A 13804-nucleotide genomic window follows, 5' to 3' on the forward strand; every position below is an offset into this window, starting at 1 on the left:
GGCCGCGCTCAGCCGCCCGAGGGACCACGCCGGGGCGACGGTGACGCGTGCCCACGGCGGCGCAGGTCGTCGAGGACGTCCGGGCCCAGCCGCTCCTCGGCGTGCAGGCCGAGCGGCTCGACGACGCGCGGGTCGAAGGACGAGACCAGGTGGGTGGTGTGCCACGACGGTGCGTCGATGGCCGCCTGCAGGTCCATGCCGTAGACGAGGTGGTTGAGCAGGAACGGCACCTGCCACTGGTCCTGCTGGTCGCCGCCCGGGGTGCCGCACGCGAGGACGGCCCGCCCGTCGCGCAGCACCAGCGTCGGGGACAGCGTCGTGCGCGGCCGTCGTCGCGGGCCCCACGACGAGGTCAGGCCCTGCTCGAGCCACAGCATCTGCGCGCGCGTGGAGACCTGCAGCCCGAGCCCGGGCACGACGGGCGAGCTCTGCAGCCACCCCCCGCTGGGCGTGACGGCCACGACGTTGCCCCAGCGGTCGACGACGTCGAGGTGGCAGGTGTCCCCGCGCGGGGTCCCGTCCGCTGCGGGCAGGTCGTCGGGCAGGTCGTCGGGCACGTCCTCGGGCGGTGCGACGGGTGCGAAGGTGGGTTCCCCCGTCCCGGCGCCGCCGCTGCCGCGCGGGGCGTCGGCGGCGTCCACGACGAGGGCCGGCAGGCGCGGCGCCCGTCCGTCCGGCGCGCCGGGGCGCAGCCCGTCCGCCGCCCGCGGACCGACGAGGGCGCGCCGCTCGTCGGCGTACGCGGGGGAGAGGAGCGCCGCGAGCGGGACGTCGGCGTGGTCCGGGTCGCCGTACCAGGCGTCCCGGTCGGCGAGGGCGAGCTTGGCGACCTCGGTCACCGCGTGCACGAGCTCCGCGCTGCCCGGGGCGGTGTCGGCCAGGTCGAGGCCCTCGAGCAGGCGCAGCTGCTGCAGGAGGACCGGTCCCTGCCCCCACGGCCCGGTCTTCGCGACGGTGGTCCCCGCGAAGTCGACGGTCGCGGGCGCCTCCTCCCGCACGCGCCACGCCGCCAGGTCGTCGGCGGTCAGCAGGCCGGCGTGGTCCCGGCCGGAGGAGTCGCGCACCGGCCGCTCCAGCCACCGGCCGACGGCCTCGGCGACGAAGCCCTCGTAGAAGGCGGCCCGGGCGGCCTCGACGCCGGCCTCGCGGTCCGCGTGCGCGTCGGCGGCGGCCGCCAGGGCCTCGAGCGTCGCCGCGAGGTCGGGGTTGCGGAACCGGCTGCCCGGCGCCGGGACGTCGCCGTCGGGCAGCCAGAGCGCGGCGGAGGTCGGCCAGTGGTCGCGGAAGAGGTCGGCGACCCGGGCGATCGTCGCCGAGGCCTGCCGCAGCAGCGGGAAGCCGTCGCGCGCGTAGCCGATCGCCGGCTCCAGCACGTCACGCACCCGCCAGGTGCCGTAGCGGGCCAGCAGGTCCATCCACGTCCCGAACGCGCCCGGCACGACGGCGGCGAGGTGCCCCGTGCCCGGCACCACGTCGAGCCCGAGGTCGGCCATCGCGGCGGGTGTCGCCGCGGCCGGCGTCGTGCCCTGCCCGCACAGGACGAACGGCTCGCCGGAGCCGGCGCGGCACCCGATGACGGGGACGTCCCCGCCGAGCCCGTTGAGGTGCGGCTCCACCACGTGCAGGACGAGCCCGGCGCAGACGGCGGCGTCGAACGCGTTGCCGCCCCGCTCGAGGACCCCCATCCCGCTGGCCGAGGCGAGCCAGTGGCTGGAGGCGACCATGCCGAGGGTGCCGACGAGCTCCGGGCGGGTGGTGTGCGCGGGGGTGACCGGGGGCATCCGACCACACTGCCCGCGCTCGTGCCGGCCCGCACGGTGAGGGGTGGCCGTGTCAGTGGCCGCGGTCGAGCCACTCCTGCAGGTGCGGCGCCTCGTCGCCGATCGTCGTCGAGCCGCCGTGGCCGGTGAGCACGCGCGTGCCGGGGGGCAGCGTGAGCAGCCGGTCCCGGATCGACGCGACAATGGTCGGGAAGTCCGAGAACGACCGGCCGGTGGCGCCGGGCCCGCCCTGGAACAGCGTGTCGCCGGTGAAGACCGTCTCGAGCTCCGGGGCGTGCAGGCACACCGCCCCGGGGGTGTGCCCCGGGGTGTGCAGGACGTGCAGGGTGGTGCCGCCCACGTCCAGCACCTCGCCGTCGTGCAGGTCCACGGTCGGCACGCCGGGGTGCGTCAGCTCCCACACCGGCCGGTCCGCCGGGTGCAGCAGCACCGGGGCGTCGAGGCGCTCCGCGAGCTCGGGCGCGCGGCGGACGTGGTCGTCGTGCGCGTGCGTGCAGACGATCGCGAGCACGTCGCGCTCGCCCACTGCGGCGACGATCGCCTCGACGTCGTGCGGGGCGTCCAGGACGACGCACTCGTCGTCGTCCCCGACGACCCACACGTTGTTCTCGACGTCGAAGGTCTGCCCGTCGAGGCTGAACGTCCCGGTCGTCGTCAGATGGTCCACGCGGGCCGTCACCGGTCCGCCCCCGCCCCGAGCACGACGACCGACCGCAGGACCTCGCCGCGGCCCATCGTCGCGAACGCCGCCTCGACGTCGTCCAGCCCGATGCGCTCGGAGACGAACGCGTCGAGCGGCAGGCGGCCGTGGCTGTGCAGCTCGAGCAGCGCGGGGATGTCGCGCTCCGGCAGGCAGTCGCCGTACCAGGAGGACTTCAGCGCGCCCCCGCGGCCGAACACGTCGAGCAGGGGGACCTGCAGCTGCATCTCGGGCGTGGGGACGCCGACGAGGACGACCGTGCCGGCCAGGTCCCGCGCGTAGAAGGCCTGCCGCCACGTCTCGGGCCGGCCGACGGCGTCGATGACGACGTCCGCGCCGACGCCGTCCGTGAGCTCCTGCACGGCGGCCACGACGCCGTCCTCGTCGAGCCCGGAGGAGTCGACGACGTGCGTGGCACCGAGCTCCCGTGCCCAGCGCAGTTTGCGTTCGTCGATGTCGACCGCGACGACCCGGCGGGCCCCGGCCAGCACCGCACCGGCGATCGCGGCACAGCCGACGCCGCCGCACCCGATGACCGCGACCGTCTGGCCGCGCCGCACCGGGGCGGTGTTCACCGCGGCACCGATCCCGGCCATGACGCCGCAGCCCAGCAGGCCCGCGACGGCCGGGTCGACGTCGTCGTCGACCTTCGTGCACTGCAGCGCGTGCACGAGGGTCTTCTCCGCGAAGGCGCCGATGCCGAGGGCGGGGGACAGCGGCGTCCCGTCGACGAGCGTCATGGGCTGCGCCGCGTTGTGCGTGGCGAAGCAGTACTGCGGCTCGCCGCGGCGGCACGCCCGGCACTCGCCGCACACGGCGCGCCAGTTGAGCACCACGCGGTCGCCGACCGCGACGTGCGTGACGCCCTCGCCGACCGCCGCCACGGTGCCGGCCGCCTCGTGGCCGAGCAGGAACGGGTAGTCGTCCGAGATGCCACCCTCGCGGTAGTGCAGGTCGGTGTGGCAGACGCCGCAGGCGAGGACGTCGACGACGGCCTCGCCCGGGCCCGGGTCGGGCACGACCACGTCGACGGTCTCGACGGGCTGCCCCTGGGCACGGGCCACGACGCCCTTGACGGTGTACGGCACGGGTCCTCCTGGGGCTGCGCGATGGGGTCCAGCGCACCGTAGCCCTCGCCGCCGAGGGCCGCAGCGGCCGGTACCCCAGGGCCGTGCCCGCCCACCGGCCCTGCGCCACACTGGGACGGTGGACCCGACGACACCGGCGGGGGAGCCGCAGGTGGTGTCCTTCGACGCGCTCGTCGAGCCGCTGCACTGGGGACGCCACCGGTACACGATCGTGCGCCTGCCGCCGGAGCTCGTCGAGGCCGCCCGCCGGGCGGGCACCCGGCGCGTCGCCGGGACGATCGACGACGCGCCCGTCGACCTCGCCATCACCCGCGCGCCGGTGGTCGACGGGCCGTTCGTGTGGACCGGCGCCGCGCTGCTGCGGCGGATCGGCGGCGCGGCCGGGCGCCCGTCACCTGCCGCCTGGCGCCCTCCGACCCGGACGACGTGCCCGTGCCGCCGGACCTCGCGGCCGCGCTCGCCGAGGCCGGTCTCGAGGACCGGTGGACGGCTCGGCGACCGGCCGTCCGGCGCCGGCTCCTGGTGCCGCTGGCGGCGGCGGCGACGGCGACGACCCGTGCGCGCCGCATCCCCGAGCTGCTCGCCACGCTGTGAGGGACGACGGGCGGGACGAGGGGCGGGACGACGGGCGCCACAGGGCGCACGGACGACGAGGCGGGCCCCCGGGGAGGGGACCCGCCTCGTCGTCACGGCTGACGTGCCCGTCCGGTGCGGCGGGGCCGCCCGGGAGGGGATCAGACGTCGTAGTACAGCTCGAACTCGTGGGGGTGCGGGCGCAGGCGGATCGGGTCCACCTCGTGCGAGCGCTTGTAGTCGATCCACGTCGCGATGAGGTCCGGCGTGAAGACGTTGCCGGCCGTGAGGAAGTCGTGGTCGGCCTCGAGGTTGTCGAGGACCTCCGCGAGCGACCCGGGGACCTGCTGGATGAGGGCGTGCTCCTCGGGGGGCAGCTCGTACAGGTCCTTGTCGACCGGCTCCGGCGGCTCGATGCGGTTCTGGATGCCGTCGAGGCCCGCCATGAGCATGGCCGCGAAGGCCAGGTACGGGTTGGACGACGGGTCCGGCACGCGGAACTCGATGCGCTTGGCCTTCGGGTTCGAGCCCGTCACCGGGATGCGGATGCACGCGGAGCGGTTGCGCGCCGAGTAGACGAGGTTGACGGGCGCCTCGAAGCCCGGCACCAGGCGGTGGTAGGAGTTCACCGTCGGGTTCGTGAACGCCAGCAGCGACGGCGCGTGCTTGAGCAGGCCGCCGATGTACCAGCGGGCCAGGTCGGACAGGCCGCCGTAGCCCTTCTCGTCGAAGAACAGCGGCTGGCCGTCCTTCCACAGGGACTGGTGCACGTGCATGCCGGACCCGTTGTCGCCGAAGAGCGGCTTGGGCATGAAGGTCGCGGTCTTCCCGGCGGCGTGCGCGACGTTCTTCACGACGTACTTGAAGAGCTGCACCTTGTCCGCGGACCTGGCCAGCTCGTCGAAGCGGTAGTTGATCTCCGCCTGGCCGGCCGTGCCGACCTCGTGGTGCGCGCGCTCGACGCCGAGGCCCAGCGCGTCGAGCTGCAGCGAGATCTGGTCGCGCAGGTCGGCGAACATGTCGACCGGCGGGACGGGGAAGTAGCCGCCCTTGTAGGGCGTCTTGTGGCCGAGGTTGCCACCCTCCTCGACGCGGCCCGTGTTCCAGGCGGCCTCGATGGAGTCGATGTAGTAGTAGGACGCCTGCTGCTTCGTCTCAAAGCGCACGTCGTCGAAGATGTAGAACTCGGCCTCGGGGGCGAAGAACGCCGTGTCGGCGATGCCCGTCGAGCGCAGGTACGCCTCCGCCTTGGCGGCCACCTGGCGCGGGTCGCGCGAGTAGGGCTCGTCGGTGTACGGGTCGACGATGTGGAAGTTGATGTTGAGCGTCTTCTCGACCCGGAACGGGTCGACGTAGGCCGTCGAGACGTCGGGGATGAGCTTCATGTCCGACTCGTGGATGGCCTGGAAGCCGCGGATCGAGGACCCGTCGAACATCTGGCCGTCGGTGAAGAAGTCGGCGTCCAGCGACTGGGCGGGCACGTTGAAGTGCTGCATCACGCCCGGCAGGTCACAGAAACGCACGTCGACGAACTTGACGTCCTCGTTCTTGATGAACGCCAGGACCTCGTCCGGCTCCTTGAACATCCGCATGCTCCTCGGTCGGTGGTGGACGCGCTCGTCCAGGCCAGGGCAGACGCTACGAGCGCCGCGTTACCCGCCCGTGCAGCGGGTGTTTCGGCCGCGTTACAGACGACGCCCTCGTGTTACGGGCGACGACACCGCGGCCGTCCCCGGCGCGCCGCCGGGGACGGTGCCCGTGGTCGCCGCGCCCGTGGCCCGCACTATGCCACCGCGAGGCGTGCCGGCGGCGCCACCGGCGTGCGCGAGGCGTCGCCCGGTCGGGTGTCAGGTCCGCCACCTACGCTGACGCCGTGGCATCGCGTGAGGACGTCGGCTCGTGGCTCGAGGGCGGACCGGGGGGCGGCGGCGGCCGGCCGGGGGAGGGCCTGGGCCTGCCGGCGTCCGGGCCCGGGTCGCCGGCCCGGCTCGGACGGCGCCTGGCCGCGCTCGCCGTGGACTGGCTGGCCTGCCTGCTGGTCTCGGCGGCGTTCTTCCCGTCCGCCGCCGCGACGGGGCTCGCGCTCCAGCGGGGGGAGCCGCTCGCCACGCTCGCGGTGTTCGCCGTGGAGAACGTGCTGCTCGTCGGCACGCTCGGGACGACGCTGGGCCACCGGCTCCTGGGGCTGCGGGTCGTGCCCGCGCCGGAGCGGGCGTCCGCGGCCTCCGGCCCCGTCGCGGGGGTCGGCCTGCTGCGCGCGCTGGTCCGCACGGTGCTGCTGTGCCTCGTCGTGCCCGCCGTGGTGCGGGACGGCGACGGGCGCGGGCTGCACGACACGGCCGCCGGCACCGTCATCGTCCGCCGCTGAACGACCTGTCGAGCGGCCTGCACAGCGGCTCCGGCGGCGGACCAGCGGCCCCTGCCGGCAACCCCCGTCAGCGGCCGCGCGCGCCCTTGCGGTCCGGCCGCGTGCGGTAGGGGTCGACACCCTTGGGGATCGGCGGCCGGGCCGCGCCGAGCGCCGTGAGCCGCTTCGTCACCTCGCCGACCTCCTGCTTCGTCAGCGTCGGACGCATCTTCTGCACGGTGCGCGGCAGCTTGCGCAGCGGCACCTGCCCCTCGCCGTCACCCATCTGCACGAGGTGGATGGGCACGCCGTTGACGACGCGCGCGGTGCGCTTGCGCTCGGCCTCGAGCAGCCGCGCGGCGCGGCCCGCCGGGCCCTCGCTCACGAGGACGATCCCGGCCCGCCCGACGCCGCGGAAGACGAGGTCCTGGGAGCGCGGGTCGACGGCGACGGGCTCCTGGGTGAAGGACCAGCCGCGGCGGATGGTGCCCAGCGCGGCCATGGCGGCCCCGGGCTGCCCCTCGATCTGCGTGTACGCGGCGGTCTCCGCACGACGCGCGAGCACGACCATCGGCGCGAGCACCGCGAACGGCAGCAGCGCGACGAACCAGAGCCAGGAGCCCGTCAGGAGGCTGATGACCACCGCCAGCAGCAGCACCACGGCGATGGTCCCGAGCAGGATCGGCGTGATCGCCGGGTCCTGCCGGCGGGTCATCTGGAAGACCTGCCACAGCTGGTGGTACCACCGCCGCTTCTTGACCTTCGGCGCCTTCGCCGTCGGTTCCGGTGCCGCCCCGCTCTGCCTCGCCATGGGGCCGGAGTCTACCGACCCCGGGCGAGCAGGCTGGCCGCCTCCTGGCGGCTGGTCGTCGGCCGCCCCAGGTGCGCGAGCTCCTCCGGGATCGGCAGACCGCGGCGGACCATCGCCTGCCCCCACAGCCGGCCGGCGCGGTAGGACGAGCGGACCAGCGGACCCGACATGACACCCGCGAACCCGAGCTCCTCGGCGACCTGCGCGAGCGCGACGAACTCCTCCGGGCGCACCCAGCGCGCCACCGGGTGGTGCCGCACGCTGGGCCGCAGGTACTGCGTGATCGTCACGAGGTCCGTGCCGGCCGCGTGCAGGTCCGCCAGGGCGGCCTCGGCCTCCTCCGTCGTCTCGCCCATGCCGAGGATGAGGTTCGACTTGGTCACCAGCCCCGCCTCGCGGGCCTGCGTGATGACCGACAGCGAGCGCTCGTACCGGAACCCGGGCCGGATCTGCTTGAAGATGCGCGGGACGGTCTCGACGTTGTGCGCGAGCACCTGCGGGCGGCTGGAGAAGACCTCGGCGAGCTGGTCGGGCACGGCGTTGAAGTCGGGGATGAGCAGCTCGACGCCCGTGCCGGGGTTCACCGCGTGGATCTGCCGGACGGTCTCCGCGTAGAGCCAGGCGCCGCCGTCGGCCAGGTCGTCGCGCGCGACGCCGGTGACGGTCGCGTACCGCAGGCCCATCGCCTGGACGGAAGCGGCCACGCGGCGCGGCTCGTCGGTGTCCAGCGCGGCGGGCTTGCCCGTGTCGATCTGGCAGAAGTCGCAGCGGCGGGTGCACTGGTCGCCGCCGATGAGGAAGGTCGCCTCGCGGTCCTCCCAGCACTCGAAGATGTTGGGGCAGCCGGCCTCCTCGCACACCGTGTGCAGGCCCTCGCGCTTGACCAGGCCCTTGAGCTCGCTGTACTCCGGGCCCATCGTCGCGCGCGTGCGGATCCACTCGGGCTTCTTCTCGATGGGCGTCTCCGCGTTGCGTGCCTCGACGCGGAGCATACGGCGGCCCTCGGGTGCGATCGTCACCGGATCACCCTAACCGCCGGCCGGGGACGTGCCCCGCGCGGCGGGGAGCGGTCTCAGCCGCCCGGGGACAGGACGGTCGGGCCGCCGCCGGGAGGCACGGGACCTCCGTCCCTGGCAGGTCTTCCGCAGCGCAGGGATCGTCGAGGGACGCGCGGGTCGTCCCGGCAGCGCGGCCGGGCCCGCGTCCGACGACGGAGGTGGTCCCGGTGCGGGTGCTGGTGAGCGTGGCGTCGCGGCACGGCGCGACGGCGGAGATGGGCGCGCTCGTCGCGCAGGTGCTGCGGGAGCACGGCCACACGGTGGACGAGCTGCCGCCCGACGACGTCGAGGACGTCGGGCCGTGGGAGGCGGTGGTGCTCGGCTCGGCGGTGTACGTGGGCCGGCTCGCCGTGGCGCTGCGGCACCTCGTCGAGCGGCAGGGGCCCCAGCTGCGTGCGCGGCGGGTGCACCTGTTCTGGTCGGGGCCGCTGCAGGACCCCGCCCGGGGCGGCGTCGACGAGCCCGACGACGTGGGCGTGGTCGCCCGCCGGGTCGGCGCCGAGGACGTGCGGTGCTTCGCGGGGCGGCTCGACCACGAGAGGCTGAGCCTGTCCGAGCGGGCGCTCGTCGCCCTGGTGCGCTCGCCCGACGGGGACTTCCGCGACCTGGCCGCGGTCCGGGCGTGGGCCCAGGACGTGGCGGGCGACCTGGCGGGCCGCCCGGCGCGGGTCTGACCGTCGCGGTCAGCGGGCGGCGACGGGCCCGGCAGTCACGGCGGCGGTCACGGCGGCGGTCACGGCGGCGGTCACGGGCGGCGTCGCGGCCGCCGTCAGGGGCGCCAGCACGCGCTCGAGGTGCCCGACGACGAGCGGCACCACCTCGCGGACCGGCACCTCCCGGCCGGCCTCCGCCGACAGGGACGTCACACCGGCGTCCTCGATGCCGCAGGGGATGATGCGGCCGAAGGCGGCGAGGTCGCTCGTGCAGGTCAGCGCGAAGCCGTGCATCGTCGTCGCACGGGCCACCCGCACGCCGATCGCCGCGACCTTGCGCTCGGGGCGTCCCGTGGCGGCGTCGGCCGGGAACCACACGCCGCTGCGACCCTCGACGCGTCCGGCGGCCAGGCCGAGGTCGGCGCACGTCGCGATGAGGGCCTCCTCGAGCGCGCGGACGTACCGCACCACGTCGACGGGCTCGGCCAGCCGCACCAGCGGGTACCCGACGAGCTGCCCGGGCCCGTGCCAGGTGATGCGCCCGCCACGGTCGACGTCGACGACGGGGGTGCCGTCGTCGGGACGCTCGCGGCGCGACGTCCGCCGCCCGGCCGTGTACACGCTCTCGTGCTCGCACAGGACGAGCGTGCCGGGCCGGCTGCCGTCGGCCACCTCGGCGTGCAGCCGCCGCTGGAGCTCCCAGGTCGGCTCGTAGGGCGCGAGCCGGTCGCCGAGGTCGAGCTCCAGGACGTCCACCGGCTCACGCTAACCCCCCGCGCCGCGGCTGCGTGTCGGTGCCCCGGTCTAGCGTCGGGAGGGAGGCGGTGGGCGACGGGTCGAGGAGGCGGTGGCGGTGCGGATCGGGATCGTGGCGTCGGGCGGCGGTGCGCGCGACGTGGTGGACCTGGCGGTGGCGGCGGAGGAGCACGGCTGGGACGGGTTCTTCGGCTGGGACGGGGTGGACATCGCCCCGCGCGACACGTTCGACCCGTGGGGTCTGCTGTCCGCGGCGGCCGTCCGCACGGAACGGGTCGTACTGGGGGCGATGGTGTTCGTGCCGGCCCGTCGCCGGCCGTGGGTCCTGGCGCGGCAGGCGCTGACGGTCGACCACCTCTCGCAGGGACGGCTGGTCCTCCCCGTCGGCCTCGGCGTGGGCGACGACCGCGGCTTCGCGGCGGTCCGGGGCGAGGCGGGCACGCCCCGGGAGCGCGCTGAGCTGCTCGACGAGGCGCTGGCCGTCCTCGACCTCGCGTTCGGCGGCGACCGGTTCGAGCACCACGGCACGCACCACGACGTCGACGGAATGCAGCTGCGGCCGCTCCCCGTCCAGCGGCCCCGTCCGCCGGTGTGGGTCGTGGGCGCGTGGCCGAGCCGCCGCTCGCTGGCACGCGCGGCACGGTGGGACGGCGTCGTCACCCAGGGCCTGCGGACGGAGGACGAGCTGGACGTGGGCGCGCTGACCGAGCTCGTCGCGACGGTGCGGGCGCTGCGCGCCGAGGCGGGGCTGCCCCTCGACGGCTACGAGGTCGTGCTGCAGGGGGTCCTCCCCGCCGACCCGGCGGCCGCCGCCCACCACCTCGCGGCCCTCGCGGACGCCGGGGCCACCTGGTGGGTGGAGTCGGCGTGGGACGAGGAGCGGTCGACGGTGGACGCCCTGCGCGCCCGCATCCGCCGTGGTCCGGCTCACGCGGGCTGAGAGCGTGGCGGCCGACCAGGTCCTCCGGCCGCCGGCACCGGTCGGCACCGGTCGGCGCGGGCCGGCGCCGGGGAGCAGGCCGAGGTCGACCTAGGGTGACGCCATGACGAGTGGCATGACGGACGGGACCGATCCGGTCGCGGGGGCCGACGCACCGCTGCGCATCGGCGTCGTGGGGTACGGCGGGGCGGGCCGCGGGATCCACGCCCGGCTGGCCCGCGCCGCCGGTCAGCACGTGACGCACGTCGTGACGCGCCACCGGTCCGACCAGGTGCACGAGGACTGGCCGGACGCCACGGTCGTGCCCGACCTCGACGCCCTGCTGGGATCGGCCGGTCGTCTCGACCTCGTGGTGGTCGCGAGCCCGACGGGCGACCACGCCGCGCACGTCGCGGCCGCCCTGCAGGCAGGCGTGCACGTCATGACCGACAAGCCGCTGGCGACCACCACCGCGGAGGCCACGGCGCTCGCGTCCGCCGGTGCGGAGGCGGGCGGCCGCCTCACGGTCTTCCAGAACCGGCGCTGGGACGCCGAGCAGCTCACCCTGCGGCGGCTGCTCGACGAGGGCGCGCTCGGACGCGTGCACCGGTTCGAGCGCCGCTGGGAGCGGTACCGGCCCGTGCCGCAGGACCGCTGGAAGGAGAACGACCCGCGCTCGGGCGGGCTGCTGCTGGACCTCGGGGCGCACCTGGTGGACGCGGCGGTGCAGCTCTTCGGGCCGGTCGAACAGGTGGTCGCGGAGCTGCGCGCACTCACCACTCCGGCGGTCGACGACGTGTTCCTCGCACTGCGGCACCGGGCACCGGAGGGCGGGGGTCCCGCGGTGGTCAGCCACCTGCAAGCGGGCTCGCTCGTGGGGGCACCCGGGCCGCGCACCCGCGTGCTCGGCGAGCGCGGCGCCTACCTCGTCACCCGGTTCGAGGGCGAGCCGACGCCCTTCGAGGTGCTCGACGAGGCGCTCGGCACGGGCACGGGCACGGGCACGGGCACGGGCACGGGCGACGGTTCCGGTGCGGGGGATCTCGGCCTCGAGCACGAGGGCTGGCTCGTCCGCGGTGCGGAGCGGACGCCCGTGCCTCGCGCGCCCGGTGGCCACGTCGACCTCTACCACGCCGTGGAGCGGTGGATCCGGGGGACGGGGCCGGTGCCGGTCGACCCGTGGGACGCGGTGGCCACGGCCCGCGTCCTCGACGCGGCCGTCGTGTCGGCCGGGGAGGACCGGCCCGTCCGGCTGTCGCCCGAGGCCCGCTGACCGTCGGCTCCGCCCGGGGCGCGCCCACCGACGGCTCCCCACGGGGTTGTGGACAGCGCGCGGCACGGGTCGGGGCAGGTGCGGTTGGCTGCGCCCGTGGACGACGAGCGCGCGGTACCGGGGGAGCCGGCTGGCCCGACGGACGTGGCGGCCCTGGCGGCGCACTGGGGGGTCGAGCTCCTCGGGCCGCACGCCGCGCAGGAGCCCCCGGCCGTGCGCGGCCGGCCGACCCGCACCGCCGGCGGCTCGTGGGCGGCGCGGTCGACGACGGGCGAGCGGCTCGTGCTCCATCTCGTGCCGGTGCCACCACCGGCGCACGGGGAGGAGGACAGGGCGCTGGGAGCGGCCCAGGCGCTCGTCGGCGTCGTCCACGAGGACGTCGTCGACGTGCGGGCGGCGGCCCGGCTGGGGCCGACGCACGTCGCGCTGCTCACCGCACAGGTCGCCGGGCCGGACCTGACGTCCCTGCTCGACGCCCGCGCACCCCTGGACCCGGGGGAGGCGGCCACGGTCGCGCTCCGCCTGGCCCTGGCGCTGGCGGTGCTCCACGGGCGCGGCCTCACCGTGGGCGACCTGACGGGCGCGGCGGTCGTCGTCCGGCCCGACGGCCTTCCGGTGCTGGCGGACCTCCGCGGGTGCCTGAGCAGCGCCGCGAGCCCGGCCGACGACGTGCGGGCCCTCGTCCGGACGGTGCTGACGCACGCCGCGCCCGCGACGGGGGAGGACGCCGCCCTGGCGTCGGCGCTGCGGCAGGTCGGGGCCGCCGCGGCACCGAGCACCGGGGCGGTGGCCGCCGCCTGCGGTCGCCTCGGTGCCGGCACCGCCGTGCGGCTCCCGGACCCGGCGCTGCTCGCGCGCGAGGCGCTGCGGTCGGCGGCGGGACCCAGCGGGCCGGGTCCGGCGGCGCCCGGTCGGGCGGCGGTCGGACGCCGGCGTCGTGCGGTGCGGCCACGGTGGTCGGCGGGCCCTGGTGCCACGCCGCCGACGACCCCGCTGCGCGACCTGCCGCGCGACCTGCCGCACGACCTGCCGCACGGCCTGCCGTACGACCTGCCGCACGACCTGCAACGCGATAGGCCGCACGGCCTGCCGCGGGACCCGCGGCGCGGTCTGCCGGGCGCGCTCCCCGCGAGGGGCAGCCGACGTCCCGGGCCGGGCGGGACCGGATCCACCCCTCGCGGGGACGTCCGACGGAGCCGGCGGCGTGGTCGTCTCCTCGGGCTCCGGGTGCCGACGATCGGCGTGGCGCTGGTGACGGGCCTGGCGGTCGTGCTGGCCGCCTCCACGGGCTCCGTCCTCGCCGCCCGGGATGCAGTCCCCGCGCGCGCGGCGGCAGGGGCCCACGCCGCGACCCCCGACGGGACCCGGACGGCGCCGGGCGGCGCGGACGGGGCCGTCACGCCCGTCGACGAGGGTGCCGTCGAGGCAGCCGACGTCGGTGCCGTGGCGGCCGCACGTGACCTCACCCTGCGTCGTGCCGCCGTCCTGGCCGGGTCGGCCGGGAGCGGTACGGCGGTGCTGGACGCCCTCGCCGAGGTGGAGGTGCGTGACGGCCCGGCGTGGTCGTCGGACGCCGACCTGCTGCGCCGGCTCGAGGGCGTGGTGCTGCGGGGGTACGGCGTCGACGTGCTGGAGGCCACGGCCGTGCCGCCGGGGACGACCGCGGTGGGGCCCGTCGACGCGTCCGTCCTCGTCCGGGCACGCACCGACGCCTACGAGCGGGTCGTGGGGGGCGTGGTCGAGGCGGTGGCGGCGCCGCCCGACAGCGCCGTCGTGCTCGACCTGGTGCGGACGGACGACGGGTGGCGCGTGTGGTCGGTGCGCGAGGACACCGCGGGCTGAGGC

General features: G+C 76.4%; 13 protein-coding genes. 6 read left to right on the forward strand and 7 right to left on the reverse strand.

The window, feature by feature from the left end; genetic code table 11:
• Nucleotides 1–8: 8 nt before the first annotated feature.
• The 3 genes from AC2TDM_RS07460 to AC2TDM_RS07470 are packed head-to-tail and all read right to left on the reverse strand — an operon-like array spanning nt 9 to nt 3569.
• Nucleotides 9–1781, reverse strand: a complete 1773-nt coding sequence (locus AC2TDM_RS07460; protein WP_484636251.1) for a gamma-glutamyltransferase family protein — start codon at nt 1779–1781, stop codon at nt 9–11.
• Between the two features lie 52 nt (nt 1782–1833).
• Entirely contained in the window at nt 1834–2448 is a 615-nt protein-coding gene (locus tag AC2TDM_RS07465; protein ID WP_425319167.1) for an MBL fold metallo-hydrolase, read from the reverse strand.
• A gap of 8 nt (nt 2449–2456) precedes the next feature.
• Complete coding sequence (locus tag AC2TDM_RS07470; RefSeq protein ID WP_090030637.1) at nt 2457–3569, reverse strand: S-(hydroxymethyl)mycothiol dehydrogenase; 1113 nt, start codon at nt 3567–3569, stop codon at nt 2457–2459.
• 432 nt (nt 3570–4001) lie between these two features.
• On the opposite strand from AC2TDM_RS07470, the gene AC2TDM_RS07475 reads away from it, so the two are divergent.
• Nucleotides 4002–4163, forward strand: coding sequence for a YdeI/OmpD-associated family protein (locus AC2TDM_RS07475; protein ID WP_175499226.1), 162 nt, complete (start codon nt 4002–4004; stop codon nt 4161–4163).
• A 140-nt stretch (nt 4164–4303) separates the two neighbouring features.
• On the opposite strand, the gene glnA is transcribed toward AC2TDM_RS07475, so the two are convergent.
• Entirely contained in the window at nt 4304–5728 is a 1425-nt protein-coding gene (glnA, locus tag AC2TDM_RS07480; RefSeq protein ID WP_090030641.1) for a type I glutamate--ammonia ligase, read from the reverse strand.
• A gap of 287 nt (nt 5729–6015) precedes the next feature.
• Between glnA and AC2TDM_RS07485 the strand changes: the two genes are divergently transcribed.
• Complete coding sequence (locus tag AC2TDM_RS07485) at nt 6016–6510, forward strand: RDD family protein (RefSeq protein WP_090030643.1); 495 nt, start codon at nt 6016–6018, stop codon at nt 6508–6510.
• Between the two features lie 67 nt (nt 6511–6577).
• Here AC2TDM_RS07485 and AC2TDM_RS07490 read toward each other — a convergent pair whose 3' ends face one another.
• Together AC2TDM_RS07490 and lipA are read right to left on the reverse strand one after the other, a co-directional pair.
• Nucleotides 6578–7300, reverse strand: coding sequence for a DUF4191 domain-containing protein (locus AC2TDM_RS07490; protein ID WP_090030645.1), 723 nt, complete (start codon nt 7298–7300; stop codon nt 6578–6580).
• An 11-nt stretch (nt 7301–7311) separates the two neighbouring features.
• Nucleotides 7312–8319 carry a lipoyl synthase gene (lipA, locus tag AC2TDM_RS07495; protein WP_090030647.1) on the reverse strand — a complete coding sequence of 336 codons (1008 nt, stop codon included), beginning with the start codon at nt 8317–8319 and terminating at the stop codon, nt 7312–7314.
• A gap of 206 nt (nt 8320–8525) precedes the next feature.
• Between lipA and AC2TDM_RS07500 the strand changes: the two genes are divergently transcribed.
• Nucleotides 8526–9032, forward strand: coding sequence for a flavodoxin domain-containing protein (locus AC2TDM_RS07500; protein ID WP_090030946.1), 507 nt, complete (start codon nt 8526–8528; stop codon nt 9030–9032).
• 9 nt (nt 9033–9041) lie between these two features.
• On the opposite strand, the gene lipB is transcribed toward AC2TDM_RS07500, so the two are convergent.
• Complete coding sequence (lipB, locus tag AC2TDM_RS07505; protein ID WP_484636252.1) at nt 9042–9767, reverse strand: lipoyl(octanoyl) transferase LipB; 726 nt, start codon at nt 9765–9767, stop codon at nt 9042–9044.
• 91 nt (nt 9768–9858) lie between these two features.
• Here lipB and AC2TDM_RS07510 point away from each other — a divergent pair, with 91 nt between their 5' ends.
• The 3 genes from AC2TDM_RS07510 to AC2TDM_RS07520 all read left to right on the forward strand — a co-directional run bounded on the left by AC2TDM_RS07510 (nt 9859) and on the right by AC2TDM_RS07520 (nt 13801).
• The gene (locus AC2TDM_RS07510; RefSeq protein ID WP_484636253.1) at nt 9859–10707 is read left to right on the forward strand and encodes an LLM class flavin-dependent oxidoreductase; all 849 of its coding nucleotides are present in this window, start codon (nt 9859–9861) and stop codon (nt 10705–10707) included.
• Nucleotides 10708–10810: 103 nt separating this feature from the next.
• Nucleotides 10811–11959 (forward strand): Gfo/Idh/MocA family oxidoreductase, encoded by a 1149-nt coding sequence (locus AC2TDM_RS07515; RefSeq protein ID WP_484636254.1) that lies wholly within the window; start codon nt 10811–10813, stop codon nt 11957–11959.
• A gap of 96 nt (nt 11960–12055) precedes the next feature.
• Nucleotides 12056–13801, forward strand: a complete 1746-nt coding sequence (locus AC2TDM_RS07520) for a protein kinase family protein (protein WP_484636255.1) — start codon at nt 12056–12058, stop codon at nt 13799–13801.
• Nucleotides 13802–13804: the final 3 nt, after the last annotated feature.

The organism is Cellulomonas sp. plas2 (genome assembly GCF_057221735.1).

Coding starts and splice junctions, on each gene's coding strand:
- AC2TDM_RS07515 (WP_484636254.1), top strand. CDS start 10,811: ATGACGAGTGGCATGACGGACGGGACCGATCCGGTCGCGGGGGCCGAC.
- glnA (WP_090030641.1), bottom strand. CDS start 5,728: ATGTTCAAGGAGCCGGACGAGGTCCTGGCGTTCATCAAGAACGAGGAC.
- AC2TDM_RS07490 (WP_090030645.1), bottom strand. CDS start 7,300: ATGGCGAGGCAGAGCGGGGCGGCACCGGAACCGACGGCGAAGGCGCCG.
- AC2TDM_RS07460 (WP_484636251.1), bottom strand. CDS start 1,781: ATGCCCCCGGTCACCCCCGCGCACACCACCCGCCCGGAGCTCGTCGGC.